The following is a 26,737-nucleotide window of genomic DNA, read 5'->3' as shown; positions in this document are numbered from 1 at the left end:
TCTGCCTGTCAGAAATGCTCAGCGCAGAGCCACATCCTGTAACGGTCCACCTGACAGTTTTACCAGTTTCCAACTCGTAACAGCCCTCCTAACGTGAACGTGAACTCAACCCTGGAGTCACGATCGTGTCCAACAAGCCAGAGCCTACCTCTGAGTCGCCATGCTGGCTCAGCAGCTTTCAGATCTTCCTGACCTCACGCAGCGACCGCCTCTACAACAACGGCCGCCAGCAGATCGAGCTCACGGTTCTGGTGGTCCCCGGCGAGGGACAAACCATCAGCGACGAGCAGTTCGACTCCATCAGCCTGGCCTATGAAGCGGCGGAAGGTGACTGGATCGATCTCCCCCGCGACGCAGGTGACGGCGATGAATCATGGTTCTACCAGGCTGACCATGACGAGCGTTATGACTACTACCCATCGCTCCTGGACATGGCGGTGCCCGTGTACACCACTTCCAGGTCCGATGACAGCCGCTTCATCCGGTTGTATGTGCACAGCACCGCAGCGGTTGGGGAGTCGATCAAGGTCCGCGCGAGCATCTCTCAGGCGCCAGGACAAGTGCACTGGTGTGCCGAACCCTTGCACCCCAAGCTCTATACAGAGCGCTCGCCCCTGTACAGTTTCCCTGAAGACTATCGCTGGCAGCGCAGAGTACGCTGCGAGGACCGCCTGTTCGAGTCGTGCCCGATCCAGAGTGATCGATTCCTGGTCGAATATTCGCTTCGGCCCAAACACACGGCGTTTTCCTGGGCGAGCATGTCCTCTGCAGGCCTCAACCAGATCATGCGTTGGGATGAGCAGGAACCGACAGTGGATCATGCGACGATCGTCAGCGCAGTCCTGCCCGACTCGGCTGACGTGGTCCAAAGTGCTCACCTCCAGGCCGATACTGAACTGACCGCTCGAATGGTGACGCGCCCTCTGAGTTCGACGGCTGGGCAAATCGTCCTGATCGCTCAAGGTGATCCAGAGGTGTCGCGTGGGCTGAAGTCGGATGCGCCGCATCAACCATTGATGATCAAGGCCTATGACCGGCAGGGGGCGTTGCACCGTTTGGAAGTTGATTTCGCATCGGAAAAGAATCGTACCGATCTGCAAGTGAATGTCGCACCCGCGTCTTACCCTATCGACACGATCACCAACATCTCCTACTTCAAGGTCCTGGGCCGGGGTCTATCGCGTGATGACACCCGGTGCCTCCTGTATAGCAATGGGATGCAGCAAACGTATGTACGCGTATTGATCGAGGGTGTTAACAACCTGGGCGAGGTCGTGCCTGTACCTCCTCAGGTGCTGCAGTCGATCCGACTGGTAGAATATTACACCGGCGAATCTATCGGCAGTGACTTCACTATAAGCCTCACACAATCTGAAGTCGACAAGCGTTTCATCTACTACCAAGATCAACCTTCAGCGCTTGATCCTCCCTCCAAAAAAAAACAAAGCCAGGCGATAGATTTTTATATAAAAGCCAAAACCACCAAAAACGTGCGGGTTGCAGCCAAACTGACAATTGGTGAAAAAACATACCATACCTATGATCGAAACCTGGAAGCTGGAGAAGGTGCGACTCAATCGGGAAGATCCAATTGCTCAGCCACTATAGATCCTAAAGTCCAAAATTACTGGTACGACAGTAACGATCACTATACTTACGACAAGGCAGACCATTCGTCCAGTTGGCCCGTAGATATAACTTACCGCTACGAATTACGCTTGAAATCCGAAACTCATCACCAACTAGTCTACGCGCCTGACTGGACCTACATTTGGTGGAGCAATGGTAATGCCGTATATTATACAATCTGGATACATTTCTTTGGACTGGACGAACGGAGAACGCGTAATGCAGAAACCCATGGCGTCTCTCAGTTTGTGAATCTACCCAATGATGCGGCTTGTCAAACGCAAATGTATATTGACCGGCGTTGGCCTGAAGGAAGCAAAGAAAAACCCGTTTCGGTAAAAATATTTCCGAGAGACGAAAATGGTAATGAGCACAGCATATGGATTGCGTCCACATGGTATCTTTGGGAGTTGCTAATATAACAGTCTCGCCATTTAATTCCGGGTGCAATGATTGTCTGCGAGGTTTGAGACACGTCCAGGAAGATTACCAAAATTCTGGCGGCGGAAGTGAAGTCAGTCTGTTGCTTCGCAGCCCAGACAACGCCCTGAACCGCCCCGGGCATCGCCGGGCGTTCTTTTTCTACCCATGAAATGCTCGATCTAGGTCCTGACGTGAATCGGGTCACCTGACAGTTTTACCAGTTTCCAGCTTATGAAGACCGTCCTAAGGTGAATGTGAACTCAATCGTGGAGTCGCGATCATGCCAAATACGCCAAAGCCTACCTCTGAGTCGCCACGCTGGCTCAGCAGTTTCCAGATCTTCCTGACCTCACGCAGCGACCGCCTGTACAACAACGGCCGCCAGCAGATCGAACTCACAGTTCTGGTGGTCCCCAGCGAGGGACAAACCATCAGCGACGAGCAGTTCGACTCTATCAGCCTGGCCTGTGAAGCGGCGGAAGATGACTGGGTCGATCTCCCCCGCGGCGCAAGTGACGGCGGTGAGTCATGGTTCTACCAGGCTGCCCATGACGAGCGTTATGACTACTACCCATCGCTCCTGGACATGGCGGTGCCCGTGTACACCACCTTCAGGTCCGATAATAGCCGCTTCATCCGGTTGTATGTGCACAGCACCGCAGCGGTTGGAGAGTCGATCAAGGTCCGCGCGAGCATCACTCAGGCGCCAGGACAGGCTCACTGGTGTGACCAACCCTTGTACCCCAAGCTCTATACAGAGCAGTCGCCTACCTATAGTTTCCCCGAGGACTATCGCTGGCAACGCAGCGTACGCTGCGGGGACCGTTTATTCGAGTCGTGCCCGATCCAGAATGATCGGTTTCTGGTGGAGTATTCGCTTCGTCCCAAACACACGGCGTTTTCCTGGGCGAGCATGCCTTCCGCAGGTCTCACCCAGATGATGCGTTGGGATGAGCAAGATTCCACGGTGGACTATGCGACCATCGCCAGCGTGGTCCTGCCCGACTCGGCTGAGGTGGTCCAAAGTGCTCACCTCCAGGCCGATACTGAACTGAGCGCTCGAGTGGTGACACGCCCCCTGAGTTCGACGGCTGGGCAAATCGTCCTAATCGCTCAAGGTGATCCTGAGGTGTCGCGTGGGCTGAAGTCGAATGCGCCGCATCAACCCCTGATGATCGAAGCCTATGACCGGCATGGGGCATTGCACCGTTTGGAAGTTGATTTCACCTCGGAAAAAAATCGTACCGATTTGCAAGTGAGCGTGACATCTGATTTGTTTCCCGTGTTTCCCGAGTTTCCCGAGTTCAAGCCCGCCCACATTACCTACTTCAAGGTTCTCGGCCGGGGTCTATCGCGTGATGAAACCAGATGTCGGCTCTACAACAATGGAATCCAGCAAACGTATGTCCGCGTACTGATCGAGGGGGTAGACGATGCAGGCGAGGTTATACCTATTTCAAATTGGTGGCTATGGTCTATTCGCCTAGTCGACTACTATACCGGTGAATCTCTGAGTGACGACTACACGGTCAGCCTCGTTCAAACTGAATTCGATAAACGCTTCATTTATCATCAACAGCAACCTTCTGCGCTCGATTCTGCTCATGAGAAGCAACAAGGCCGAGCGATCGATTTTTATATAAAAGCTAAAACCACAGCCAATCTAAGAATCGCAGCAAAACTGCAAATTGGCGGTAAGACCTATCACACCCATGATCGAAATCTGGAAGCTGGGGAAGGAACGACTCAATCGGGAAGATCTAACTGCTCGGCCATCATCGAGTCGGTTTCAAAAGACTACGACTATAGCAACCAGACTTCCTATGATTACTCAAGGCACGATGTGGATGATGGCAGCGGCGGTACCTACATCCTGGATGTTGATCGATATGACCTACAGATAAAAGCTGAATTCGGTCGTAAAATAGCTTACTACAGCTGGGGGGGGACGGTGGCTTGGGATTATATTGGGAAACAAAAAAGCAACTGGTTCTACACATTTGCGATGGATGGTCGCACCTATGAGCGGATCGAACAGAATGGTGTTGTATATCATATGAGTCTTCCCGCCAGCCATCTCTGCCAAGCTCGCATAAAGGTGGCACGCAACTGGACCTCCGGCGAGACTAACCGAAATGTCGCCGCAAGATATGACTATGCGGACGATTATGGAAACACACATTCCGTATGGGTTTCAACTCAGAACGAAATGGAGATTCTAGTAATCTAATCGTCCACTACTCATTTCCCTCAAGCTACCGAGTTGTGCCGGGAGGGTTGACGATGACTAGTTGGCGATCAAGGCCAAGGTCAACAGTTTAGACGTCATCCACCAACTTAATTTCACCGAGTCAGTAAGGAGCACATCATGATCGACTCACGCAACTCGTCGTATGATCCCGATCCCGGCTTATGGCTTAAAAATTGGGTGATAGAATTGGTCTCGGCCAGCAATAAACTCTATGGCAACGGTCGCCAGCAAACGGCAATCCGGGTAAGAGTAGAAATCCAACCCAAGCAACCTCCGCTGACCCAGGAACAGAAGGACAGCATGCGGTTGGTACTTGAGAATTTCGATGGCAGCTATGAAATTTTGCCACCTCCCGGGCTCCAGGAGAGTCAGTGGACACAGACACCCATCCGGGATGAGAACTTTGACCTTATGCCCGGCTCGACTGTAAGCGCACGCAGGGACGATCAAGAAGATTCTGACCACATCTTTGCCATCGTAATGTTTGTTTCTACCACCGTTGTCGGAGCTCAGACAGCAACGCTTCGGGCAATGATCCGACGTGACGCTGACACCGTCTATTACTCAGATGGCTCATCGAATTTCAATCGCAGCGTCGAAGTGACAACGATCGCGCCTCCGATCTTCGAAGAAAATGACTATGCCTGGACTCTCAGCCACACCGCAGGCAACATCGATAATAAATTCCTGCACGAATATCGACTGCAACTCAAAGGTCTGGGACTCGCTCCATTAGCCGTGGATATGAATCCGGGCATGATTCGCTGGCACTACAATAGGCAGGGGGAAACCTATGCCACCTATGTCGGCATGGCTCATCCTGGCAACGATCGTACTGTGCGCTATAAAACCGAGATCAATACGGGGTCCAGTTTCCGACCCTCCCAAACAGCCATTACCAACAATCAGAACGCATTGATTCTGGTGCTGAACGGGGCGGATGACATCCCATTCTATTCAGGCGGGCTGGTCCATGACACGCCTTGCAAGGTCAGAATCATTGATCGACACGGCAACGAGCATGAAATCATGTTCGCCTTCTCGGAAGAAGGAAGCCCGATTGAGAAGAGGACAGATCTAAAAATCTCCTACTCTTGATAGGTGGACCTGTCCGCACCCGAACTCACCCGCGCGTGAGATCTAATATCAACGAGCACATCAAACCCTCACAGGTTAATCAGATGGATACTTCAAGTATCGGTGAAACCAGCGCTAAGCCCGGCGTATTGAATGCGAGCGATATTCATACCCAAGGCAATAATTTCTTAAGTGCGGTGCAGACCGGCGTCGACCCGCGCACTGGCCAATTCAATTTGGCAATCTCCATTCCCCTTGGCCAGGCCAATGCTCTCGGAGGCCCGAGCTGGTCTTTCGCTTTGACATTCAACGCTTTGCGTTCGCAAGTCAACGAGGGATTTGGCCTTGGTTGGTCACTGCAGTATAGTCACCTTCATAGGGAAGGGGAATTCTGGACCCTGACCTTGTCGACCGGCGAGCAATTCGCGGTTGACCTGGATTCGTCGGACATGACGCCAGGGGGACGATGGGCATTTCATGATCTGAAACTCGAGTCCATGCAGGTTTCGTTATCGACTGACAGCCAATCTATTCAGATCCTTTACAAAACAGGGGACATCGAAATTTTGAAAAGGCCTGACAATACCGGGCCTCACTATGTTCTGCATGAAATGCGCAGCCCAGAGGGGCATCGCCTCTATTTCGACTGGACGGTAAACGGTGACCTTTATCTGCTCACTGACGTACGCGATGAAAATCGCACGCTCATGACCTACAACATGTCCAGCGATGAGTTGGTACTGGAGCCGAATTCCACAGAAGAAACAACGATACAATTCATTCAAAACAATGATCAGCTCAGCTTTCTGTTGCTACCTGAAATCAGCGAGCCCTTTGGGTTTCGCTATGACAGCATTCAAGTGGGCGATCAGAGCATGCTGCTACCTGGCGATATCAAGAATCCTCTCGGTGCTACCGACTCCGTCAACTGGAGCAGAAACCTCGAAAGCTCCCACCGCCTGCCAAAGGGTGCCCCGCTCAGTTTCATACCCCGCGTGATCACCTGGCTTCATTCCGATGGGCCTGAATCGGTCAGTCTTCTGCATAAGTACGATTGGGGGGACGATCGCAATTATCTAGGAGGTTCGAGCAGTCAGGAGTTCGATTGGGTTAGGGGCCGCGATACGCTCTACCTATTAACTAGCCGATATGAATACAGCTGCACCGAAACTCAGATCAGCGGAGATACGGAGGTTCTTAAATGGCTCCAGGCGACGCTGGCCTTGCGCGAAAAGCATCCGCAACTGGTCGCCGATGCTTTACTGTCGACTCTTTCGCAGAACGGTCTCATTGCTACCGAAACCTCCATTACTCGCACGTGGGATCGACATCATCTCTTGCTCAAAGAGGTCACGCTCACAGGTCAATGCCAGACCACTCGTGAAACGATCTATGGGGTCGATTACGAGAAGCATTGGATAGACCAGATCCCGCAGTGCCAATTGCCCCATCTCGTAAGCGTCACCTATGACGACCTGCTTACAGGTCGCACGCTCAGCGAAGAGACGGAGTATGAATACGATCACTTCGGTAATGTTCGTCGTTTCCGCATGCCCTCGCAGGTTGAGGAAGTCAGCGACTATTACCCTAGTGGTGGAGAGACGCCAGGATGTCCTCCCGATCCTTTCGGCAGGATCCGCTTCCTGAAATGCAAGTCAGTCAATCCAGACCCTGACTGCCCAGGGAGTGCTCCGGTGCTGTGCACTCGCTACCAATATGAGCCTCTGCCCTCGTTAGTGGCCGGTGATCCCGACCACGTGGTCGTCTGCCTGGAAGAGCTGTACGACGAAACGGCGGGCCAGCAGCTGGAAAGGACGACGCAATCCCATGAACGCAATTCAGGTGAGCACTACGGTCGACCCAAAAAAACCGTGACCACCATGAATGGTAAGTCGACGACTACCACACTGGATTACAACATCACCCGTGAGCCCAATGAATTACCCCTGCTCTGGACCACGACAAAAATCGAAGGCTTCGAAAGCAACGCGCTGACGACTACCACCAGGAAAGAGTCCCGATCGCTGCTGAGCGGGCTGACACACAGCCAGGTCAGCGCTTCCGGGGTTGTTACGGTCTTTTCCTATGACCGCTTGGGTCGGGTCACCAGCACTGTCATCGCCGAGGGTTCGGCTTATCGAGTCGAGCGTACCTGCCAGGTTCACATTGCTGACGAGTTCGTCGCCGAACATGCGCCGCGACTGGACGACAATCCAAGTACCACGATCGCCATCGAAGAAACCGATGCTACCGGCCAGCGCAAGCGCTCTTGGCTGGACGGTAGCGGCAGACCAGTGCTCGTGCAGCTCGAGGACATCGACTCTGCGCCAGGCACGTTCCGTAACGTGCGTACCGCTCGCTACGATGCGTGGGGGCGGGAAATCAAACAGGTCGATATAGACTGGACCAGCGAGGGAGAACGCCTTTTCGAACTGACTACTACCACCGCCTATGACGATTGGGGAAATGCATGTCTGAAAACCGCCCCGACTGGCGTAGTCACTCATACAACTACTGATCCAACCCGCCGTCTCGTCGAAACCTGGCAGGAAAGTACCTCTGGCAAACTGACTGGCAAGCAGGTTACAACCGCCAATGCGGCTGGTAGCCCACTGAAGATCGAGGTGTTCGACGACAAAGGAAATGTGGTGCGAACTCAGCACTATACCCGGGACGGATTTGACCGTGTCATCAGGTTACGCACGACGCCCCGGGAGGGCGCTGAGCAGATACACGATTTCGAATACGACAGCTACTCACGGCTTAGCGCCCGGTTGGAGCATTTTCGGCAAGGACAAGACGAGGATGACTACGCCATTCGCATAACCCGCTGGCAATATGCCGCACACAGCGATGGAAACCATCAAGAGTCGGTGACGGTCGAGTTGGCCGTCGCTACTATCGGATCCCAGAAGGCAGCATCATGATGCGATCAACCGACTCCACACCTATCCTAATCGGCCAGCAGTACTTCGATGGATTGACAAGACCCACGAGCCTCAAGGCAGGTGGCCGCACCCGTACCTACGGGTATGTCGCCGCTCAACTCCCAGCCACCAGCCTTACGATGGCCGATGGCAAGTCGATTACCTATCAATACGTGCACGAGTTGGGCGATCAGTTCAAGCAGGTAAAGGCCGCCAATGAGCCGGCCGACGACATTAGTTACGAGCCTAAGCTGGGGCTCATTAAAAGCCGTGAAAGCGCCCTGGGCCGGCAAACCATGACCTATACGCCCAGTGGTCAACCGCTATCTGATACATGGCGCGTGGACGGCGTGGATCACGTCACCCACTGGCAGCATAGCCTTCAGGGCTTGCTGCTGAGTTTCGAAGACCCGAACAAGGTCAAGCACGTTCGCGAGTTCGATGCCAGTGGACGAATTTGTCATCTCAAAACTGATCAGACCGCCTGCACCACCGAGTACGATGAGTTTTCACGACCTTGCAAATACACGACGACCGCTTCGGCCACGGGTGATGAATTGGTTCAATCACTCACCTATGACGAGCTTGGTCGTGAGGCCATACGAACCTTCACTACCTCGAAGGACGGGCAAAAGAGGGTGATCGTGCAAAGCCTCAAGTACACCGATCTGGATCAGGTGAGTACTCGCCAGTGGGTCGAAGGCAGCGTGACCAATGAGGAGACCTATCGCTACGACGCGCTCGGACGACTGGTGCATTACACCGCTTCTCCAGGTGCCGCACAGGATTCGTTCGGCAATTGCGTGGTCGAGCAGTCTTACTCATTGAATCTGCTCGATGGTTACGAAACCGTGCGGACCAAGTTCGCCGATGGCAGCAGCGATACTGCCACCTACCACTATGACAATACCGATGACCCATGTCAGGTTAGCGCCATCGACCACACGCATCCCAACTGGCCCGAGTGCATCACGTTGCACTACGACCTGCGAGGACGCTTGATCAGCGACAGCCTGGGCCGGTCGCTTACCTGGGACGGCCTTGATCGCGTGACTCGCGTGGAATATCAGGGGCAAACTTGTGATTATGCCTACGATCCCAGCGGGAACATCTGCGATCGCATTGTAGAGGGTCGCCTTGCGCGCAGTTTCCATAGCGCCGATCAGATGACTCATGAACAGCGTGACGACCATACGTTTCTGGTCATGGGGGACGCTGATATTCCCTATGCGATCAGTCAGTTGGCAAAGGGCGTGCATCAGGGCACCGTGCTGTTGGGCTGTGATGTTCAGCGCAGTGTTCGTCTGGAGGTCGGTGATGAGGTCAGCAGCCGTCAGTACACTGCTCACGGCGCCGAATCCTTGGCACAGTTTTCCCCATTCAACCCCTTTGGTTTCGCGGGTGAGCGGCGTGAGCCCCTGACTGGATGGTACATTCCTGGCGGATATAGGCCCTACGATCCGTTACTGATGATTTTTCTGGCACCGGACAGCGAAAGTCCATTTGGAGAAGGCGGACTTAACTCGTATGCCTACTGTGGCGGTGACCCTGTGAACCGCGTCGATCCGAGTGGGCATTCTGCCTGGCCGTGGATTGAACTCGGCATTGGTCTGGTACTGGGTTCCATCGCCCTCGCGCTCTCCGTGAGTGCAGCGTTGCCATTGTTACCGGTGCTGTTTACGGCTGCCAGCACTCTGACACCTGCTGGGATCCTATCATTGGTGTCGACGGGCCTTTCAATTGTATCTCTGACGACTGGCACAGTGGGTACGATCATCAAGTTGCATGACCCCGATTCCAAAGATGCGGCAATATTGGGACACGTCTCCTTCGTTACAGGTGCCCTAGCATCAATCACAGGTTCGGTAGAAAAAATAGGTGCCAAGCTGGCGGCTAAAAGTATGAACAAGCCCATCGGGTCACTTGGGCGCTCAGCAAGTCGAGCCTCTTCCCTCAGCAGTCGGACATCTTCTCGCCCATCGCTGCCCTCCAGGGCTTCCGGGGCTTCCGGGTCTTCCGGGTCTTCCGGGTCTTCTCCCGCTCTGTCGCGCTCGTCGGGGTCGCCGGCAGTCAATGGAACGCGCTCAAACGTTCGCCCGATCCCTGATGAAATACAATCGCCTCGCAACGTCATTGCCGACCCACAGCGTCCGATTACCGATATCGGGCCTAAGACGCCGAGGCCAACCAGCAGTCCAAGTGGTGCTTCCGATGTACCAGCCGGTCCAAGGACGGAATTGGTCCATCAAACCGCTCGCTCGCCGCTGGAATCGACGATACCGCTACCTCCTTCAGGTCCAGTGAACCGGACTCATTTGGCCGTCAGGCGATTGAAAGGACCCGCTGCACCCCGGCGGCTGTACGACTATCACGAGACTACGGTATGAGTAACAGAAATCGAACTCGCGAGATTCCGCGTGCCCATCTTTTCACCTTGGGTGGCCAGACCTTCGACGGCCTAGGTCGCCCACTGAGCGTCGAAGTGGGCGGACGCATTACCCAGTTTGAGTATAGGGCTGGCCAACTTCCACCCTGTGCCAACCAGGTACCAGATGGCAAGCGTGTCGCTTTCTCCTATCTGGCTGCCCTGGATAACGTCGTGGCCAGCATCGAACCGCAAGGCGAGCCGGCCAATGTCTTCACCTATCATCCAGTGCTGGGTACGCCTGCCATCAAAACTGGGCCGCTTGGCGAACTGGCAATCAAATACAGGCCTTCAGGCAAGCCACAGGAGGATAACTGGACACTCGAGAATGACGTGTACACCACCCGCTGGCGCCACTCCTTGAACGGCCGCTTGTTGGGGCTCACCGACAGCAGCGGCGAAGCGCACGGCTACCAGCACGACGATTTCGGTCGGATCCGTGAGCATGTACAGGGCGAAGTCACCACTACATTCACCTACGACACGTTCTCCCGGCTTGAAACCTTGACGACCACCGATGGTAAGCGCGAACTCGCGCAGACGCTGACCTATGACTTCCAGGGACGCGAACACACTCGAACTTTTGTCGTGACCCTGGGCACAAAGCCCAGGACCTGCAAACAGACCCTGCTGTATTCGGATCTCGATCAAGTAGTGAGTCGGCACTGGGAAGACGGCGACCGGTGCGGTGAGGAAACCTTCGAATACGATGCGCTAGGACGGCTGACGCATTACACCGCCGATCCGAGCGTGGCGCCTCAGGACCCGTTCGGCAATGTCATCCTCGGGCAGCGCTTCGCCTTCAACCTGCTGGACGGCTACACCCAGGTGGTGAGCACCTTCGACGATGGCAGCGCCGACACGGCGACGTTTCATTACGAGAATCCGCTGGACCCCACTCAGGTCAGCCGCGTCACCCACGACCACGACAGCTGGCCAAGCGAGATCGTCCTGAACTACGACGCCTGCGGGCGTGTCTGCAGCGATAGCCTGGGCCGTCACCTGACCTGGGACGCGCAGGACCGCCTCACTCGCGTGGAGTACCGAGGACAAAGCTGCGACTACCGCTACGACCCTGCAGGCAGCCTGTGCGACCGGGTGCTTGACGGCACTCTCTCACGCAGCTTCTTCAGCGCCGACCTGCTGACACACGAGCAGACTGGCGATCAGGTTGTACAACGCATCGGCAGCGGCCGTGCGCTGTTCGCCTTGAACCGTATTACCAACAGCCTGCGGGAGGTCACCCTGCTGGGATGCGATGCCCAGGGCAGCGTTCGCCTGGAGGCCGACAGTGCCGTGCGCGTCAGGCACTACAGTGCCCATGGTGCAGAACCCGAGCAATCGGCCAATGGCCTTTATGGATACACCGGCGAACGTCGCGAGCCACTGACCGACTGGTACATACCGGGCGGCAACCGCCCCTACGACCCTGTCATCATGGGCTTTCTCAGCCCGGACAGCGAAAGCCCATTCGGGCGCGGTGGCCTGAACGCCTACGCGTACTGTAGCGGGGACCCGGTCAACCGCATCGACCCGGATGGCCATGCCTGGTGGAAATGGGTGGTTGCAGGGATAGGCACCGCGCTTGGTGTAATCGGTACCGTCGCTACCCTCGGTGCAGCAGCGCCGGCTTTCGCCGCCTTTTTCGCAGGTGGCGTCGCTGCCCTGACTGCCAGTGGCGCAGTCGCAATGACGGCCGCAACCTTGAGCGTCGTTTCTTTAGGAACGGGTGTGGCTTCGACCGTGCTCGAAGCCGTGGGCAAAGACTCGAAAGCGGCCAGTATCCTGGGCTGGGTTTCGCTGGGAACCGGCCTGCTGGGTACAGCGCTCGAAATTGCCCCCAAGGCGGCTTCGAGCCTGGCGAGTATGGGCCGCGCCATTGGCAGGGGCGGTCAGAAGGCAGGCCGCGCTGCGAAAATGGCACCGGGCGCCTACGCCAGCAACACCAAGGCAGGTACTCCCATCACCCCCCACAAGACTTCCACCCCTGTCGTATTGCATTCAATAGGCGGGGCAGAGGATGTTGTCTATCACCCCAATTACCTGGGAAGTGGCTTCTCTGCCTTCGAGACTCATGGTTCGTCAAGCGGGCTGCTGATGGATTCGACCGGCAAGATGGTTAGCCCTGAACGGGTCGCATTAGAGATACAGGACTGGCTTGGAGCCAATGGTCGGCCAGACGGGGAGCCCTTTACCCTACTCGCCTGCTGGGCCGCGAAGTCCGGCGCTGCGCAGAAGGTCAGCGACATAACTGGGAGGCCGGTCACAGCCTTCCTCAATGAGATTCATGTAGCTCCACCCCGCTACGCTCTGAGATTGTCCATCGACGCCGTACCTAGAGTCGAGAAGCCCCAGTCTTGGTGGGCCTATCTTGCTGGGCAGAGAGCTGAGCACGCACCTGCGCCATCCAGGATATTCCTACCAAGCAGTCGAATCGTTTGATCATCGATCACTCAAGCGCAGCTGACACGTCTTTTTGTACAGAACCTTTATGAACCCCATCTGCGCTCGTGCAGCTCGATGGCGAACTAGCATCACCCCAACAACTCCTTGACCCAGAACGAAACCCTCTTATCCGAAACCTCCTCATCATCCAAGTCACGCCAAGCCTGAGTGGTCCGCAACGAGGGTTGATGCAGAAACCCCCGGTTGCGCCAGAAACCATGCAGCGGCTTGTAGTGCTCGGGTCGGCGCGGGTGGCCGCCGGGGCGTTCCACCGCGCTGAAGGCGCAACAGTGAAAACCGCCCAGCTTGTGCGCGTAGGACTCGCGCTCGATGAAAAAGCGCACGCCCAGGCCGCGCCCGCGATAGGCGGGCAGCAGCACCGACTGGCCGAAGTAATAGACCGCCGCGGGATCATGGCCCTGGTCCTGGAAAGGCTGGCGCAACGTGTCCCACGCGTCTGCCAGGGGCAGCCCGATGGACGCGCCGATCAACTGGCCCTGGTCCAGCGCCAGCACTGCCAGGCTACGCGACGAGGCGGCGTAAGTGCCCAGGTAATCGGCTTCGAACTGGGAGGAGCCCTCGTACAGGTAGGGATACTCGCGCAGCAGCGGTAGCCGCAGGTGAGCGAGGTCATCGAGATAGGGCGCGATGGCCGCGCCATGAAGCAGGCGTATTTCCATGCGTAGGTCGTTTTGTCCATGAGGATGACGCGCTCGGCTAAGCCGGGCCTGAGAGGACACCCTATCATCGCCGGCAACCGCCAACCTTTGCCCCGCGCGACAGGTATTTCTCCATGACCGCTACCGAACTCGTCAACGCCTACTGCGCCGCCCTCGACGCAGGCGACATGCCTGCCCTGCTCGAGCTGCTCAGTGAAAATCTCATCCACGACATCAACCAGGGCGAGCGGCAGATGGGCAAGGCCCGTTTCGCGGCGTTCATGGACGAGCGCAACCGCTGCTATCGCGAGCGCCTGGCCGACATCGTGGTGATGCACAACGCCGACGGCAGCCGGGCAGCGGCCGAATTCACGGTGCACGGGGAGTACCTGGCCACCGACGCAGGGCAGCCCGCTGCCGAGGGCCAGACCTACGTGCTGTCCGCCGGCACCTTCTTCTACATCCACTGCGGCAAGATCGCCCGGGTGACCCCGTATCGCAACCTCAGCGACTGGCGCGAGCAGGTGCAGTGAGCGGGCATCAGACGATGCGCGTGCCCAGCACCCTTAGGAAGGCCGCCAGCCACGCCGGATGCGCAGGCCAGGCCGGCGCGGTGACCAGGTTGCCATCGACGTGCGCCTGGTCGATGGCGATGTCCACGAAGCGCCCCCCGGCCAGGCGCACTTCAGACGCACAGGCGGGGTAGGCGCTGCATTCGCGCCCATCCAGCACGCCGGCCGCCGCCAGCAGCTGCGCGCCGTGGCACACGGCCGCGATGGGCTTGTCGGCCTGGTCGAATTCACGAACCAGCTCGAGCACGCGCTCGTCCAGGCGCAGGTATTCCGGTGCCCGGCCGCCTGGAATCAACAGCGCGTCGTAGCGCTCGGCCCTGGCCTGGACGAAATCGAAGTTCAGGGCGAAATGATGGCCGGGCTTTTCGCTGTAGGTCTGGTCGCCCTCGAAGTCGTGAATGGCCGTGCGTACGGTCTGCCCAGCGATCTTGTCCGGGCACACCGCGTGCACCGTGTGGCCAACCATCTGCAAGGCCTGGAACGGCACCATGACTTCGTAGTCTTCGACATAGTCGCCCACCAGCATGAGAATCTTCCTGGCCTTCATCGCATCCGCGCTCCTTGGCGGGCGGGGAACCTTCCCGACGCCCTGATAGAGCTCGATCATGACCGATCGCGCGTGGCGCGTCAGCTGCGTCGATCGAGCAACAGCACCACCAGCCGGTCGAGCCAGCCCCAGATGCGCTGCTGCACCCGTCGCCACAGAGGCCGCGCTTTCCAGTGACGCAAGTCGACTTCCTCGCTGCGGGCGAAATCGCGCTGGAAGCTGGCGACCACGGCGGCGGTGAGTAGGGGATCGACCGCCTCCAGGTTGGCCTCCAGATTGAAGCGCAGGTTCCAGTGGTCGAAATTGCACGAGCCCAGGCTGACCCAGTCGTCGACCACGGCCATTTTCAGGTGCACGAAGCACGGCTGGTACTCGAAGATTCGCACACCGGCGCGTAACAGCCGCGGGTAGTAGCGATGGCCGGCATAACGCACCGAGGGGTGGTCGGTGCGCGGGCCGGTGAGTAGCAGGCGCACGTCGATGCCGCGTCTGGCCGCCCGGCGCAGCGAGCGCCGCACGCTCCAGGTCGGCAGGAAATACGGCGTGGCCAGCCAGATCCGGCGCTGGCCGCTGCTCAGGGCACGCACCAGCGAGCGCAGGATGTCCCGGTGCTGGCGGGCATCGGCATAGGCGACCCGGCCCATGCCCTGACCTTGGGCCGGGATCCGCGGCAAGCGCGACAGGCCGAAGCCCTGTGGGGGGCGCCAGGCCGTGCGGCGGGCATTGGCGTGCCACTGACGGTCGAACAGCAGTTGCCAATCCAGCACCACCGGCCCCTGCATGGCCACCATCACCTCGTGCCATTCGCTGTGGGCCTGCCCCGGCGTCCAGAATTCGTCGGTGACGCCGGTTCCGCCGACCGCCCCCCAGCGCTCGTCCACCAGCAGCAACTTGCGATGATCGCGGTACAGGTTGCGCAGCCCGCGGCGCCAGTGCAGGGGGTTGTACAGGCGCAGTTCGACGCCTGCGGCCGTCAGCCGCTGACGCAACGCCAGGGGCAAGGCCAGCGAGCCATAGCCGTCGAACAGGCAGCGCACACGTACGCCACGCAAGGCGGCCGACTCCAGCACGTCGACCACCGCCAGCGCGCAGGCGCCCGCCTCCACCAGGTACAGTTCCAGGTCGACCTGGCGCTCGGCACCGGCGATCGCCGCCAGCATGGGGGGAAAGAACTCGGGGCCGTCGATCAGCAGTTCGAACTGGTTGCCATCCCGCCAGGGGAAGACCGGCCCGGGCATGTCAGCGGGCGGTGAAGATCAGCACCGCGTTGACCGGTACCGAGGGGTTGATCGACTTGAGCCCGGCGAAGCTGCGCAGCTTTTCCAGGCCCGGCAGCAGGCTGAAGTCCTCGGCGCGCAGCAGCAGCGGTTCGAGGGTGACCACCTGGAAGCGCCGCTCGTCCAGGCGCGTGACCAGCAGCAAGGCATCGTAGGTGTGGGACTGGCCGCGCAGGGTCACGCTGACCGGCAGGCGCAACTCCAACTGGGCACCGTTGGCCAGGTCGCTGACCGGGCCGAGGTCGAGCTGGGCGCCGACCGTCGCTTCGGGGAACTGCGCCACCTCGAACAGCGCGTCGCGCATGCGCTCGTCACGCAACGGGATGCCGCTGCTGACCGAATCCATTTCGATGCTCAACTGCGCCGCCCCCTTGCGGTCGATGGTGCCGTGCATCACCAGGAAGCGGTGCACGTCGGCGCTGTCGCCATTGTTGCCGGTGATGAACGACAGTCGCGAGGACTCCCCGTCCAGATGCCAATTGGCATGGGCGGGCAGGCAGAAGGCCAGGAACAGGGCAGGCAGCAGGCGCGACAGCAGGGACATGTGAGACCTCGAATGAGCAAGCCGTCAACATTACCCTGCGCCGCTTCACGGCAGCAAGCGACAGCCCTCGCGAGACCCCTGCCAGGCCGCACGGCTGCTTCGACCCAGGCCTTCGGCGAGCACCTGGCGAACGTCAGGCTGTTCATCCAGGCGCGCCAGTGGCAGGTACTGCTTCACGTAATCACGGCAGTAGGCGCGTTCGAAGCCCATGACGAAGCGGCACGAGCAGTACTCCTTGGCCGAATAGGCCGAGAGTATGCTCGGGAAGTCGTGGAGCGCCTGGCGCGCGTGCCAGATCCAGGCCAGCAGCGCGATCAGCAGGACAGCCATCGCACGCTTCATGCTCCCTCCTTGGCCAGTACGGCGAGCACGCGCTTGAGCAGTTCGTTGTGCCGGTAGGTGCCATCGCGGTCATCGCCGTAGCGCACGATCACCAGTCGCTGGGTCGGCAGGATGTACAGCGCCTGCCCCCAATGGCCCAGGGCGGCGAAGGCGTCTTGCGGGGCATCCGGCCAAGGCCGTGGCTGGCCTGGCGAGGGTCGGTTGAGCCACCAATGGCCGCCTGGATTGGGCTCCCCGGCAATGGGCTCGGCCTGGCTGAACGGTTGGCGACTGAAGGCCACCCAGGCCGCTGGCAGCAACTGCCGATCGCGCCAGCGGCCATCGCGCTGCATCAACAGGCCGATGCGTGCCAGGTCGCGGGCACGCAAGTAGAGGTAGGACGAACCGACGTAGGTGCCCGCGCCATCGCGCTCCCACACCGCCTGGGTGATGCCCAGCGGTTCGAACAACGCCTGCCAGGGGTAATCGGCGTAGCGCTCGGGGCCGAGCATGCCGCGCAGCGCTGCGGCCAACAGATTGCTGTCGCCGCTGGAATAGCGGAAGCGGCGGCCGGGTGGCTCGGCCTGCTTCATGCCGGCGACGTAGGCCGCCATGTCGTGACGGCCGCGGGTGTAGAGCATGGCCACCACCGACGAATTCAGCGGAGCGTATTCGTAGTCCTCCTGCCAGGCCAGGCCGCTGGCCCAGTGCAGCAGATCGACCAGACGCACCTGCGGGTGCTCGCTGAGCGCCGGATAGTAACGGGCCGCGGAGTCGGTGAGTTCGAAGCGCCCTTCCCCCTGGGCGATGCCGAGCACAATGGCCAGCACGCTCTTGCTGATCGACCAGGTGAGGTGCGGGGTGTCGGCGGTGGTGGGCGCCGCGTAGCGCTCGTGCAGCACGCGGCCGTCGCGCACGATCAGCAGCGCGTCGGTGCGTACGCCTTTGCGCTGTGCGTCGTCGCGGGGCGCGAAGGCGTATTCGTCCACCGCCTGCCAGTCGAGCCGGGCCGGATCCTGCGACCACTCGGGATCGGGCCAGGAGGCCGCGAACAGCGGCATGGCGACGAACACCAGCAGACTCGACAGCCATCTCATTGGTCCCCTCCTCGGGCCAGGCATGCGCTAGCACGAGGATCGCACGGGCGCATGACAGTGCGAAGGCAGCGCCTGCCTGGATGCTGCGGCCTTGCGCTGTTGAACCCCTCTGCCCCCTGTCACGCAAGCATCACCAAAGCTTCATGGGCGTGACACCCCGTCTACCTAGGCTGAGCCTGAACAACAACGCCGACCCGCCACCCTCGGCTGGCCCATGGAGACTCGCAATGACTCGGATCGCTCGCCCTGGCGACAACAGCACTGAACGCCGTCTGCACGCCGAACGCCTGGTCGGTGCCGCCGCCCTGCACGAGGCTCAGGCCCTGCGCTACCGGGTGTTCAGCGCCGAATTCAAGGCCAAGCTCAAGGGCGCGGAACTGGGCCTGGACATGGACGACTACGATGTCCATTGCCGCCACATCGGCGTGCGCGATGCGCTGACCGGCGAACTGGTCGCCACCACGCGCCTGCTCGATCACCAGGCGGCCAGCAGCCTGGGGCGTTTCTACAGCGAAGAGGAATTCAGCCTGCATGGCCTGCGCCAGTTGCAAGGTCCGATCCTGGAACTGGGCCGCACCTGCGTGCACCCGGACTACCGCAACGGCGGTACCATCGCCGTGCTCTGGGGCGAGCTGGCCGAGGTGCTCAACGAAGGCCGCTACAGCTACCTGATGGGCTGCGCCAGCATTCCCATGCAGGACGGCGGCGTGCAGGCCCATGCGATCATGCAGCGCCTGCGCGAGCGCTACCTGTGCAACGAACATCTGCGCGCCGAGCCGAAGAAGCCGCTGCCTTCGCTGGCCCTGCCGAACAACGTCATCACCGAGATGCCGCCCTTGCTCAAGGCCTACATGCGCCTGGGCGCGAAGATCTGCGGCGAGCCGTGCTGGGACGAGGACTTCCAGGTGGCCGACGTGTTCATCCTGCTCAAGCGCGACAACCTCTGCCCGCGCTACGCCCGCCACTTCAAGGCGGCGGTCTGATGCCGAGCATGCGGGCCTGTGCCCGCCTCGTGCGGCTGATGCTGGTACTGATGCTGGGCGTGGCCATGGCGGCGCTCATCGCTCTGGGCGAGCGGGTGGGCCTGCGCGCAGGCCACGCACGCCGCCAGCGCTGGAGCTGCCGCTTCATGAAGCATCTGGTGGCCGCCCTGCCCTTCCAGGTGCAGGTGATCGGCGAGCTGCCCCAGCGTCCGATGCTGTGGGTCAGCAACCATGTGTCATGGACCGATATCCCGCTGCTGGGCATGCTCACCCCGCTGTCGTTCCTGTCCAAGGCCGAAGTCCGCCAATGGCCACTGGCCGGCTGGCTGGCGGAAAAAGCCGACACGCTGTTCATCCGTCGCGGCGGCGGCGACAGCCAGCGCCTGCGCGAGCAGATCGGTCAGCGCCTGGCGCAGGCCTGCCCGCTGCTGATCTTCCCCGAGGGCACTACCACCGATGGCCGTGCCCTGCGCACCTTTCACGGTCGCCTGCTGGCCGGGGCCATCGATCAGGGAACGCCGGTGCAGCCGGTGGCCATCCAGTACCTGCGCGACGGCGAGCCGGACCCGATCGCGCCGTTCATCGGCGAGGATGACCTGCTGTCGCACCTGCTGCGCCTGTTCGGCCAGCCGCGTGCACAGGTGACCCTTCACCTGCTGCCGCCGGTGGCCAGCGCCGGCAAGGAGCGCGCGGTGCTGGCGCTGCAGGCACAACAGTCGATCGAACGGGCGCTGTTCGGGTTTCAGGACGCTGAGCCGCGCCGCCCACGTGAGCAGGCTCGGGCCGCATGACGCCCTGGCCAAGGACTCCGGCACCGATTCAGCGCTGCCCACCAGCCGCCACGAACGCCTGCAACTGCGGGTAGAACGTGCGAAAGTCCGCCATCAGCGGTGCGTACAACGCTTCCAGTTCCGGCATCACGCCCACCAGTGCTTCGGGCCGTGACAAGCGCCGCGATATCCCGCGAAACACGTGCTCCAGGGTGGTGAAATCAGCGTAGGCGCCCAGCCAGTCGTCAGCCGCCATGTAGGGGGCGATTCGTGCCAGGCGCTCGGGCAGTGCAGGCTCGGCCAGCAGGATCCGATAGAAGCGTTCGGTGAACAGGCGCAGCGGCTGGTCGGCGTAGTCCTGCCAATGCCGCGCCAGGCAGTGATCGAAGAACACGTCCAGAACGATACCGGCGAAGCGTCGCCGGGAGGCGGGAAAGCGCGCCAATGCCGTCAGCACCAAGGGGTGGCTGTCGGTGAAGCTGTCGATATGGCGGTGCAGCCTGATGGCCGCTTCGAGTTGAGGCGCGAAGCGACCCTCCAGCGATCCTTTGACGAAATCGCCGTACAGGCTGCCGAGCAGTTGCTGGGGTGCAGGACCGCCAAGGTGCAGGTGGGCGAGATAGTTCATGGCGGCAGTCTAGCACCGCTGCGCTCCATATCGTTATAACGCGATATAACGATTTCGAACCAAGCCAGCACCAACCGGTCTTTGTATACCGGTCACAATCGATTTATATTTCGTCGTATCGCGATATACCGCTACACAGCCTGAGCCGACCATGCCCCTCGACCTTGACGACATCATCAAAGCGCTGGCCCACCCAGTTCGCCGCGACATCCTCAACTGGCTCAAGGAGCCGGCCGTGCACTTCTCCGAGCAGCATCACAGCGTCGAGTTCGGGGTCTGTGCTGGGCAAATCGACCAGCGTTGCGGGCTTTCCCAATCGACGGTCTCCGCCCACCTGGCGACCCTGCAGCGCGCGGGCCTGATCAGCAGCCAGAAGGTCGGTCAATGGCATTTCTTCAAGCGCAACGAATCCACCATCCAGGCTTTTCTCGAACAGATGAGCCGCGAGCTATGACCAGCACCCCGTTCCAACGGTGCGCGAGCGCACCGCGCCTTTTCAAACCCATCCACGCGAGGCTACCGAGATGACCACGCTGTTCGATCCGATCACCCTGGGCGACCTGACCCTACCCAACCGCATCATCATGGCCCCGCTGACCCGCTGCCGCGCCGACGAAGGCCGCGTGCCCAACGCGCTGATGGCCGAGTACTACGTGCAGCGCGCCAGCGCCGGCCTGATTCTCAGCGAAGCCACTTCGGTGACGCCGATGGGCGTCGGTTATCCGGACACCCCGGGCATCTGGTCCACCGAGCAGGTGCGCGGTTGGCTCAACGTCACCCAGGCGGTGCATGCCGCGGGCGGGCGGATTTTCCTGCAACTGTGGCACGTCGGGCGCATCTCCCATCCTTCCTACCTCGAGGGTGAGCTGCCTGTCGCCCCGAGCGCGATCAAGCCCGCGGGTCACGTCAGCCTGGTGCGTCCGTTGAGCGATTACCCGACTCCGCGTGCGCTGGACATCGAAGAGATCGCCGATGTGGTCGACGCCTACCGGGTCGGCGCGGAGAACGCCAAGGCAGCTGGCTTCGACGGTGTCGAGATCCATGGCGCCAATGGCTATCTGCTCGACCAGTTCCTGCAGAGCAGCACCAACCAGCGTACCGACGCCTACGGCGGCTCGCTGGAGAACCGCGCGCGGCTGCTGCTGGAAGTCACCGATGCAGTGGTCGAGGTATGGGGCGCAGGTCGCGTCGGCGTGCACCTGGCACCCCGCGCCGATGCCCACGACATGGGCGATGCCAATCGCGGCGAAACCTTCACCTACGTGGCGCGCGAGCTGGGCAGACGCGGTATCGCGTTCCTCTGCGCACGGGAAAAGGAGGCCGACGACAGCCTGGGTCCACAGATCAAGCAGGCCTTCGGCGGCCCGTACATCGCCAACGAGCGCTTCACCAAGGCCAGTGCCAACGCCGCGCTGGCCGCAGGCACCGCTGACGCGGTGGCCTTCGGCGTGCCGTTCATCGCCAACCCGGACCTGCCTGCCCGCCTGGCGGCCGACGCCCCGTTGAACGAGGCTCACCCGGAAACCTTCTACGGCAAGGGCCCGGTCGGCTACATCGACTACCCACGGCTGTGATCGCTGGCTAAACGAAAGGGCCGCATAGCGGCCCTTTACGTTTCAGCGCACCGCTCAGGGTCGGGCGTTGATCTGCTGTTGCAGGTTCTGTATCTGGCTCTGCAAGGTGCCGAAATTGCGGGTGGTCTGGCCTCGGAACGCATCGAACTCCTGTACCGAGGCGCCGGCGCTGGCGGCGGCCGGTCGGTTGTCGGCCTGGCTCTTGAGCACCAGCACGTCCTGCGCCACGCTGTCGATCGCGGCGCCCTGCTTCTTCAGTGCGGCCACATCGCTGCCAAGGCTCTTGAGCTGGGCGTCGAGCTTGCCGCCATCCACCTGAGCCGACTTGAGCGTCGCCAGCTCGCCTTGCAGGGCCTTGAACTGCGCCTGCAGCTGGGTCTGGGTGTCGGTGAGCGCTTTCTGCTGCTCGCGGGTATCGGCCAGTATCTGCTCAAGACGCTTGTCCAGATCGCCCGCCTGACCGGCCACGCCGGCCTGCTGCTTGCCCTGCTCGGCCAAGGCTGCCTGCAACTGGCTGATCTGCTGCTTGAGCGCTTCGCTGCCCGAAGTGCTGCTCGTCTCGCTCGCCTCGACCTTGCCGCTGATGGCCTGCAACCGCCCGGCCGCCTCTTCGCTGATACGCGCGAAGCTCTCCTGGGTGGCGACCAGTTGCTGCTCCATCAGCGACAGCTGCTGGTAGCTCCACCAGCCCAGACCGGCGAGGGCGACGAACGACGCCACCAGCAGCGCCCAGAGCGCTCCAGTGCCGGCCGGGCGCTCGGCCTTCTGGCGTACGCGCACGACACGCGCCGGCAACAGTTCGTCATCGTCGGGCGTACCCGCTCGCAAGGTGGGCACATCATCGAAATCGTCGTGGGCATCGTTACGCATGGCTAGGCTCGACCGAACTGATCACAAAAGGACGCAGTATAAACCCAGCGCGCGACGGGGTGATGACCGAGCACGCACTGGAGGCCTTCATGGCTGCGTCGGCAGGTGCTTCCACCAGGTGCAGAACTCGTCCAGAGCGGTCCACAGGCTCACCTTGGGGCGGTAGTCCAGGTACTGGCGGGCGCGACCGATGTCGAGGGTGAAGTCCTTGCCCATCACCTGCGTCGCGGTACGGCTGAGGGTCGGCTGCGGTCGGCCTGGCCAGAGCAGGCACGTCGCTTCGTTGAGGGCGGCCAGGCTGTAGGCCAGGCCATAGGACCGGTAACGGGTGACCTGGGGCAACTGCATCTGGCGCATGACGTAGTTGACCACATCCCAGATCGGCAGCGGCTGCCCGTTGCTGATGTTGTAGGCCTGCCCAAGGGCCTGTTCATCGACGAACAGCGCGCTGAGCAAGGCCTCGTTGAGGTTGTGCACGCTGGTGAAATCGACCTTGTTCAGGCCATTGCCAATGATTGCCAGGCGCCCCTTCTGCTGCATGCGCAGCAGGCGCGGGAACAGGCTGGCATCGCCCGCGCCCGTGACCAGGCGCGGGCGCAGTGCCAGCACTTCGAGGCCGAACTCCTGGGCACCGAAGACTTTCTGTTCGGCCAGGTGCTTGGTCAGCGCGTAGTGGTCGTGCAGTCGCCTTGGCACCTGGTCCTCGCGCACCGCCAGCCGCGAGTGGCCGGTGAAACAGATCGACGGCGACGACAGGTGCACGAGGCGTCGCACATGTTCCTTCAGGCAGCCCTCGACCACATTCTCGGTGAGCACGACATTACCGTGATGAAAATCCTGATAGCGCCCCCAAGTGCCCACGGCACCGGCGCAATGCACCACGGCATCGACGCCCTGACACAGGCGCCGGGCGACTTCGGCATCGCCCAGGTCGCCCGGAAGGTACTGCGCGCCGCGCTTGACCAGATGCTCGACACCTTCGGCGCGGCGACCGTTGACCCGCACCTGCAGGCCCTGTTCCAGGGCGAAACGGGCGAAGCGCCCGCCGATGAAGCCGCTCGCGCCGGTGACCAGAATTCGCATGTAAGACTCCGTCTTGCCAGATTACAGATGCCTGTGACGCCGCTGCCGCCTAGAAGGGCACCAGCCAGCTCGGCGCCGCCTGGCGCAGGTGCTCGGTCAACTGGGCGAGCAGTTGCCCGCCGGTGCGCCAATGATGCCAGTACAGCGGCACATCGATCGGCGTATCGCGGCAGATTTCCACCAGTTGGCCCTTTTGCACAGGCTCGCGGGCCTGCAACTCGGGTACCAGCCCCCAGCCCAGGCCGGCTTCGGTCAGGCGCAGGAAGCCCTCGGAAGACGGACAGAGATGATGGACGAAACCGTCTTCGATGCCCAACGAAGCGAGGTAGCGGTGTTGCAGGAAGTCGTCGGGGCCATAGACCACCGCGGGTGCGCGCACCAGACGTGCGCGCTCGAAGCCCTTGGGAAAATACCGCGCCATGAACGCCGGGCTGGCGAGCGCGCGGTAGCGCATCGCGCCCAGGGCCAGGCTACGTGCCCCCGCCACCGGCCGTTCGCTGCCGCACAGGCATGCGGCCACTTCGCCAGCTCGCATGCGCCGCAGACCGACCTCCTGGTCCTCGACCACCAGGTCCATCAGCACCTGTTGGCCGGCGCAGAAATCACCGACCGCCCCGGCCCACCAGGTCGCCAGGCTGTCGGCGTTCAAGGCGATGCGCAGACGCTCCGGCATGCCGTGCTCGTCCAGCGCCGGCACCTGGCGCTGGAGGTCGCGCTCGAGCAGGCGCACCTGCTGGACGTGGTTGAGCAACTGCCGGCCGATTTCGGTCGGACTTGGCGGCGTGGCCCTGATCAGCACCGGTTGGCCCACCCGCGCCTCGAGCAGCTTGATGCGCTGGGACACCGCCGATTGCGACAGGCTCAGCAACTGGGCGGCGCGTTCGAAGCCACCTTGTTCGACGACGGCGGCCAGCGCGGCGAGAAGCTTGTAGTCGAACATCGATTTCACTAATGCCTGATCAGCGTTATTTGTTTTTCTTATACAAGCCTTTTACCGACAATGGCCAGCATCCTTTCATGCAATCGGCGCTGCCCTTCACGACAGCGTCCCTGTGGAGTGCTAGCGCCATGTGGCAAAGTTATGTAAACGGCCTGCTCGTGGCCTTCGGCCTGATCATGGCCATCGGCACGCAGAATGCGTTCGTCCTGGCGCAGAGCCTGCGCCGCGAGCATCACCTGCCCGTGGCACTGCTGTGCGTGCTGTGCGACGCGCTCCTGGTGGCTGCCGGGGTATTCGGTCTGGCCACGGTGCTGGCCCACAACCCCACCCTACTGGCGGCTGCCCGCTGGGGCGGTGCGCTGTTCCTGCTGTGGTATGGCGCCAAGGCGCTGCAACGCGCCTGCTCGAAACAGAGCCTGACGCAATCGGACGGCCAGGGCCTGCGCTCGCGGCGCGCAGTCCTGCTCAGCGCCCTGGCAGTGACCTTGCTCAATCCCCACGTGTACCTCGATACGGTGCTGCTCATCGGTTCGCTGGGTGCCCAGCAGAGCGTACCGGGCGCCTACGTGGCCGGCGCCGCCAGCGCCTCGCTGGTGTGGTTCTTCGCCCTGGCGCTCGGTGCGGCGTGGCTGGCGCCCTGGCTGGCGCGCCCGAGCACCTGGCGACTGCTGGACCTGATGGTCGCGGTGATGATGTTCGCCGTCGCCGCACAGTTGATCATGGGCTGAGCGCAGCGGGCCTGCCGTCGTTGCAGGCAGTGATGGGCGGGAACCTCTAATCCCTATAGTTGTTGCGTGGTTATGCGTAGGGGCTGGTGCTATGATCCGGTGCTTGCGTCGCAAAGGGTAAAAACTCGCCGACGCTCCAGGGGCCGTCCGTGATCGGCCCCACGCACACCGCGAACTAGACCTGATCAGGAGATCTACCATGGCTTTTGAATTGCCGCCGCTGCCCTACGCCCATGATGCCCTGCAGCCGCACATCTCCAAGGAAACCCTGGAGTATCACCACGACAAGCACCACAACACCTATGTCGTGAACCTGAACAACCTGGTCCCAGGTACCGAATTCGAAGGCAAGTCCCTGGAAGAGATCGTCAAGGCCTCTTCGGGCGGCATCTTCAACAACGCCGCCCAGGTCTGGAACCACACCTTCTACTGGAACTGCCTGGCGCCCAACGCCGGCGGTCAACCGACCGGCGCACTGGCCGAGGCCATCGACAGCGCCTTCGGTTCGTTCGACAAGTTCAAGGAAGAGTTCACCAAGACGTCCGTCGGCACCTTTGGTTCCGGCTGGGGCTGGCTGGTGAAGAAAGCCGACGGCTCCCTGGCCCTGGCCAGCACCATCGGCGCCGGCAACCCGCTGACCAGCGGCGACACCCCGCTGCTGACCTGCGACGTCTGGGAGCACGCCTACTACATCGACTACCGCAACGTGCGCCCCAAGTACGTCGAGGCGTTCTGGAACCTGGTGAACTGGAAGTTCGTGGCCGAGCAGTTCGAAGGCAAGCCCTTCAAGGCCTGATTCCATCCGCGACACGAAAACCCGGCACTCGCCGGGTTTTTCTTGCCCGCTGCGCACACCGGCCGGAACACCGCAGCGAGCGCCGCAATATCCCGCCTTCCCCCTTGCTCCACTCCGATAGCGCGCTAACATCAACTTTCTGGAAAGTTGACGCAGGACACTCAAGTCGCC

23 protein-coding genes are annotated in these 26,737 nt (G+C 60.9%); 13 read left to right on the top strand and 10 right to left on the bottom strand.

Translation table 11 applies throughout. The annotated features are described in order from the left end of the window. Positions 1 to 125 precede the first annotated feature (125 nt). The 6 genes from IAE34_RS15545 to IAE34_RS15520 all read left to right on the top strand — a co-directional run bounded on the left by IAE34_RS15545 (position 126) and on the right by IAE34_RS15520 (position 13,174). A complete protein-coding gene (locus tag IAE34_RS15545) occupies positions 126 to 2,051 on the top strand; it encodes a hypothetical protein (protein ID WP_200139849.1) in 1,926 nt (641 codons plus the stop codon). A 281-nt stretch (positions 2,052 to 2,332) separates the two neighbouring features. Beyond that, positions 2,333 to 4,282, top strand: coding sequence for a hypothetical protein (locus IAE34_RS15540; RefSeq protein WP_200139848.1), 1,950 nt, complete (start codon positions 2,333 to 2,335; stop codon positions 4,280 to 4,282). 138 nt (positions 4,283 to 4,420) lie between these two features. Further along, positions 4,421 to 5,401, top strand: a complete 981-nt coding sequence (locus tag IAE34_RS15535; protein WP_200139847.1) for a hypothetical protein — start codon at positions 4,421 to 4,423, stop codon at positions 5,399 to 5,401. Positions 5,402 to 5,484: 83 nt separating this feature from the next. Continuing rightward, positions 5,485 to 8,307 carry a hypothetical protein gene (locus tag IAE34_RS15530; protein WP_200139846.1) on the top strand — a complete coding sequence of 941 codons (2,823 nt, stop codon included), beginning with the start codon at positions 5,485 to 5,487 and terminating at the stop codon, positions 8,305 to 8,307. Further along, positions 8,304 to 10,694 (top strand): RHS repeat domain-containing protein, encoded by a 2,391-nt coding sequence (locus IAE34_RS15525; protein WP_200139845.1) that lies wholly within the window; start codon positions 8,304 to 8,306, stop codon positions 10,692 to 10,694. Before IAE34_RS15530 ends, IAE34_RS15525 begins: the two co-directional genes overlap by 4 nt. Next, a complete protein-coding gene (locus tag IAE34_RS15520) occupies positions 10,691 to 13,174 on the top strand; it encodes an RHS repeat-associated core domain-containing protein (RefSeq protein ID WP_200139844.1) in 2,484 nt (827 codons plus the stop codon). Before IAE34_RS15525 ends, IAE34_RS15520 begins: the two co-directional genes overlap by 4 nt. A 92-nt stretch (positions 13,175 to 13,266) precedes the next feature. Here IAE34_RS15520 and IAE34_RS15515 read toward each other — a convergent pair whose 3' ends face one another. Continuing rightward, positions 13,267 to 13,857, bottom strand: a complete 591-nt coding sequence (locus tag IAE34_RS15515) for a GNAT family acetyltransferase (RefSeq protein WP_200139843.1) — start codon at positions 13,855 to 13,857, stop codon at positions 13,267 to 13,269. Positions 13,858 to 13,970: 113 nt separating this feature from the next. Here IAE34_RS15515 and IAE34_RS15510 point away from each other — a divergent pair, with 113 nt between their 5' ends. Beyond that, positions 13,971 to 14,369 carry a ketosteroid isomerase-related protein gene (locus IAE34_RS15510; protein WP_200139842.1) on the top strand — a complete coding sequence of 133 codons (399 nt, stop codon included), beginning with the start codon at positions 13,971 to 13,973 and terminating at the stop codon, positions 14,367 to 14,369. A gap of 7 nt (positions 14,370 to 14,376) precedes the next feature. On the opposite strand, the gene IAE34_RS15505 is transcribed toward IAE34_RS15510, so the two are convergent. The 5 genes from IAE34_RS15505 to IAE34_RS15485 form a co-directional block, all read right to left on the bottom strand. Then, complete coding sequence (locus IAE34_RS15505; RefSeq protein WP_200139841.1) at positions 14,377 to 14,955, bottom strand: DJ-1/PfpI family protein; 579 nt, start codon at positions 14,953 to 14,955, stop codon at positions 14,377 to 14,379. An 80-nt stretch (positions 14,956 to 15,035) separates the two neighbouring features. Then, positions 15,036 to 16,193 carry a phospholipase D-like domain-containing protein gene (locus IAE34_RS15500; protein WP_200139840.1) on the bottom strand — a complete coding sequence of 386 codons (1,158 nt, stop codon included), beginning with the start codon at positions 16,191 to 16,193 and terminating at the stop codon, positions 15,036 to 15,038. 1 nt (position 16,194) lies between these two features. After that, positions 16,195 to 16,776: a YceI family protein gene (locus tag IAE34_RS15495; RefSeq protein WP_200139839.1), complete on the bottom strand. Its 582-nt coding sequence runs from the start codon at positions 16,774 to 16,776 to the stop codon at positions 16,195 to 16,197. Positions 16,777 to 16,821: 45 nt separating this feature from the next. Then, a complete protein-coding gene (locus IAE34_RS15490) occupies positions 16,822 to 17,118 on the bottom strand; it encodes an amidase (RefSeq protein ID WP_200139838.1) in 297 nt (98 codons plus the stop codon). Beyond that, the gene (locus IAE34_RS15485) at positions 17,115 to 18,194 is read right to left on the bottom strand and encodes a serine hydrolase domain-containing protein (protein WP_200139837.1); all 1,080 of its coding nucleotides are present in this window, start codon (positions 18,192 to 18,194) and stop codon (positions 17,115 to 17,117) included. The genes IAE34_RS15490 and IAE34_RS15485 overlap by 4 nt, the downstream gene beginning before the upstream one ends. Positions 18,195 to 18,421: 227 nt before the next feature. Here IAE34_RS15485 and olsB point away from each other — a divergent pair, with 227 nt between their 5' ends. After that, positions 18,422 to 19,177: an L-ornithine N(alpha)-acyltransferase gene (gene olsB / locus IAE34_RS15480; protein WP_200139836.1), complete on the top strand. Its 756-nt coding sequence runs from the start codon at positions 18,422 to 18,424 to the stop codon at positions 19,175 to 19,177. Further along, complete coding sequence (locus tag IAE34_RS15475) at positions 19,177 to 19,968, top strand: lysophospholipid acyltransferase family protein (RefSeq protein ID WP_200139835.1); 792 nt, start codon at positions 19,177 to 19,179, stop codon at positions 19,966 to 19,968. The genes olsB and IAE34_RS15475 overlap by 1 nt, the downstream gene beginning before the upstream one ends. A 28-nt stretch (positions 19,969 to 19,996) precedes the next feature. Here IAE34_RS15475 and IAE34_RS15470 read toward each other — a convergent pair whose 3' ends face one another. Continuing rightward, positions 19,997 to 20,575 carry an acyl carrier protein phosphodiesterase gene (locus tag IAE34_RS15470; protein WP_200139834.1) on the bottom strand — a complete coding sequence of 193 codons (579 nt, stop codon included), beginning with the start codon at positions 20,573 to 20,575 and terminating at the stop codon, positions 19,997 to 19,999. A gap of 151 nt (positions 20,576 to 20,726) precedes the next feature. Between IAE34_RS15470 and IAE34_RS15465 the strand changes: the two genes are divergently transcribed. Together IAE34_RS15465 and IAE34_RS15460 are read left to right on the top strand one after the other, a co-directional pair. After that, the gene (locus IAE34_RS15465) at positions 20,727 to 21,029 is read left to right on the top strand and encodes an ArsR/SmtB family transcription factor (RefSeq protein WP_200139833.1); all 303 of its coding nucleotides are present in this window, start codon (positions 20,727 to 20,729) and stop codon (positions 21,027 to 21,029) included. A 70-nt stretch (positions 21,030 to 21,099) separates the two neighbouring features. Continuing rightward, complete coding sequence (locus tag IAE34_RS15460; protein WP_200139832.1) at positions 21,100 to 22,149, top strand: alkene reductase; 1,050 nt, start codon at positions 21,100 to 21,102, stop codon at positions 22,147 to 22,149. Positions 22,150 to 22,203: 54 nt separating this feature from the next. On the opposite strand, the gene IAE34_RS15455 is transcribed toward IAE34_RS15460, so the two are convergent. From IAE34_RS15455 to IAE34_RS15445, 3 genes are all read right to left on the bottom strand, one after another. Beyond that, positions 22,204 to 23,019: an ATPase gene (locus IAE34_RS15455; RefSeq protein WP_200139831.1), complete on the bottom strand. Its 816-nt coding sequence runs from the start codon at positions 23,017 to 23,019 to the stop codon at positions 22,204 to 22,206. A gap of 87 nt (positions 23,020 to 23,106) precedes the next feature. Beyond that, a complete protein-coding gene (locus IAE34_RS15450) occupies positions 23,107 to 24,102 on the bottom strand; it encodes an NAD-dependent epimerase/dehydratase family protein (RefSeq protein WP_200139830.1) in 996 nt (331 codons plus the stop codon). A 49-nt stretch (positions 24,103 to 24,151) separates the two neighbouring features. Then, positions 24,152 to 25,042 carry a LysR family transcriptional regulator ArgP gene (locus IAE34_RS15445; RefSeq protein ID WP_200139829.1) on the bottom strand — a complete coding sequence of 297 codons (891 nt, stop codon included), beginning with the start codon at positions 25,040 to 25,042 and terminating at the stop codon, positions 24,152 to 24,154. Between the two features lie 128 nt (positions 25,043 to 25,170). On the opposite strand from IAE34_RS15445, the gene IAE34_RS15440 reads away from it, so the two are divergent. Both IAE34_RS15440 and IAE34_RS15435 read left to right on the top strand, forming a co-directional pair. Further along, on the top strand, positions 25,171 to 25,770 hold the full coding sequence (locus IAE34_RS15440) for a LysE/ArgO family amino acid transporter (RefSeq protein WP_200139828.1): 600 nt from the start codon (positions 25,171 to 25,173) through the stop codon (positions 25,768 to 25,770). 199 nt (positions 25,771 to 25,969) lie between these two features. Beyond that, a complete protein-coding gene (locus IAE34_RS15435; protein WP_200139827.1) occupies positions 25,970 to 26,566 on the top strand; it encodes a superoxide dismutase in 597 nt (198 codons plus the stop codon). Positions 26,567 to 26,737: the final 171 nt, after the last annotated feature.

The organism is Pseudomonas sp. S30 (assembly GCF_016518545.1).
Classification (GTDB): Bacteria; Pseudomonadota; Gammaproteobacteria; order Pseudomonadales; family Pseudomonadaceae; genus Aquipseudomonas.
Note: the sequence above shows the minus strand (reverse complement) of the source record. Positions and strands in the feature narration are given on the sequence as shown.

Bases quoted from the DNA above. Each gene is read 5' to 3' on its own strand.
- IAE34_RS15540 (WP_200139848.1), top strand. From the start codon at position 2,333: ATGCCAAATACGCCAAAGCCTACCTCTGAGTCGCCACGCTGGCTCAGC.
- IAE34_RS15535 (WP_200139847.1), top strand. From the start codon at position 4,421: ATGATCGACTCACGCAACTCGTCGTATGATCCCGATCCCGGCTTATGG.
- IAE34_RS15530 (WP_200139846.1), top strand. From the start codon at position 5,485: ATGGATACTTCAAGTATCGGTGAAACCAGCGCTAAGCCCGGCGTATTG.
- IAE34_RS15525 (WP_200139845.1), top strand. From the start codon at position 8,304: ATGATGCGATCAACCGACTCCACACCTATCCTAATCGGCCAGCAGTAC.
- IAE34_RS15520 (WP_200139844.1), top strand. From the start codon at position 10,691: ATGAGTAACAGAAATCGAACTCGCGAGATTCCGCGTGCCCATCTTTTC.
- IAE34_RS15515 (WP_200139843.1), bottom strand. From the start codon at position 13,857: ATGGAAATACGCCTGCTTCATGGCGCGGCCATCGCGCCCTATCTCGAT.
- IAE34_RS15510 (WP_200139842.1), top strand. From the start codon at position 13,971: ATGACCGCTACCGAACTCGTCAACGCCTACTGCGCCGCCCTCGACGCA.
- IAE34_RS15505 (WP_200139841.1), bottom strand. From the start codon at position 14,955: ATGAAGGCCAGGAAGATTCTCATGCTGGTGGGCGACTATGTCGAAGAC.
- IAE34_RS15500 (WP_200139840.1), bottom strand. From the start codon at position 16,193: ATGCCCGGGCCGGTCTTCCCCTGGCGGGATGGCAACCAGTTCGAACTG.
- IAE34_RS15495 (WP_200139839.1), bottom strand. From the start codon at position 16,776: ATGTCCCTGCTGTCGCGCCTGCTGCCTGCCCTGTTCCTGGCCTTCTGC.
- IAE34_RS15490 (WP_200139838.1), bottom strand. From the start codon at position 17,118: ATGAAGCGTGCGATGGCTGTCCTGCTGATCGCGCTGCTGGCCTGGATC.
- IAE34_RS15485 (WP_200139837.1), bottom strand. From the start codon at position 18,194: ATGAGATGGCTGTCGAGTCTGCTGGTGTTCGTCGCCATGCCGCTGTTC.
- olsB (WP_200139836.1), top strand. From the start codon at position 18,422: ATGACTCGGATCGCTCGCCCTGGCGACAACAGCACTGAACGCCGTCTG.
- IAE34_RS15475 (WP_200139835.1), top strand. From the start codon at position 19,177: ATGCCGAGCATGCGGGCCTGTGCCCGCCTCGTGCGGCTGATGCTGGTA.
- IAE34_RS15470 (WP_200139834.1), bottom strand. From the start codon at position 20,575: ATGAACTATCTCGCCCACCTGCACCTTGGCGGTCCTGCACCCCAGCAA.
- IAE34_RS15465 (WP_200139833.1), top strand. From the start codon at position 20,727: ATGCCCCTCGACCTTGACGACATCATCAAAGCGCTGGCCCACCCAGTT.
- IAE34_RS15460 (WP_200139832.1), top strand. From the start codon at position 21,100: ATGACCACGCTGTTCGATCCGATCACCCTGGGCGACCTGACCCTACCC.
- IAE34_RS15455 (WP_200139831.1), bottom strand. From the start codon at position 23,019: ATGCGTAACGATGCCCACGACGATTTCGATGATGTGCCCACCTTGCGA.
- IAE34_RS15450 (WP_200139830.1), bottom strand. From the start codon at position 24,102: ATGCGAATTCTGGTCACCGGCGCGAGCGGCTTCATCGGCGGGCGCTTC.
- IAE34_RS15445 (WP_200139829.1), bottom strand. From the start codon at position 25,042: ATGTTCGACTACAAGCTTCTCGCCGCGCTGGCCGCCGTCGTCGAACAA.
- IAE34_RS15440 (WP_200139828.1), top strand. From the start codon at position 25,171: ATGTGGCAAAGTTATGTAAACGGCCTGCTCGTGGCCTTCGGCCTGATC.
- IAE34_RS15435 (WP_200139827.1), top strand. From the start codon at position 25,970: ATGGCTTTTGAATTGCCGCCGCTGCCCTACGCCCATGATGCCCTGCAG.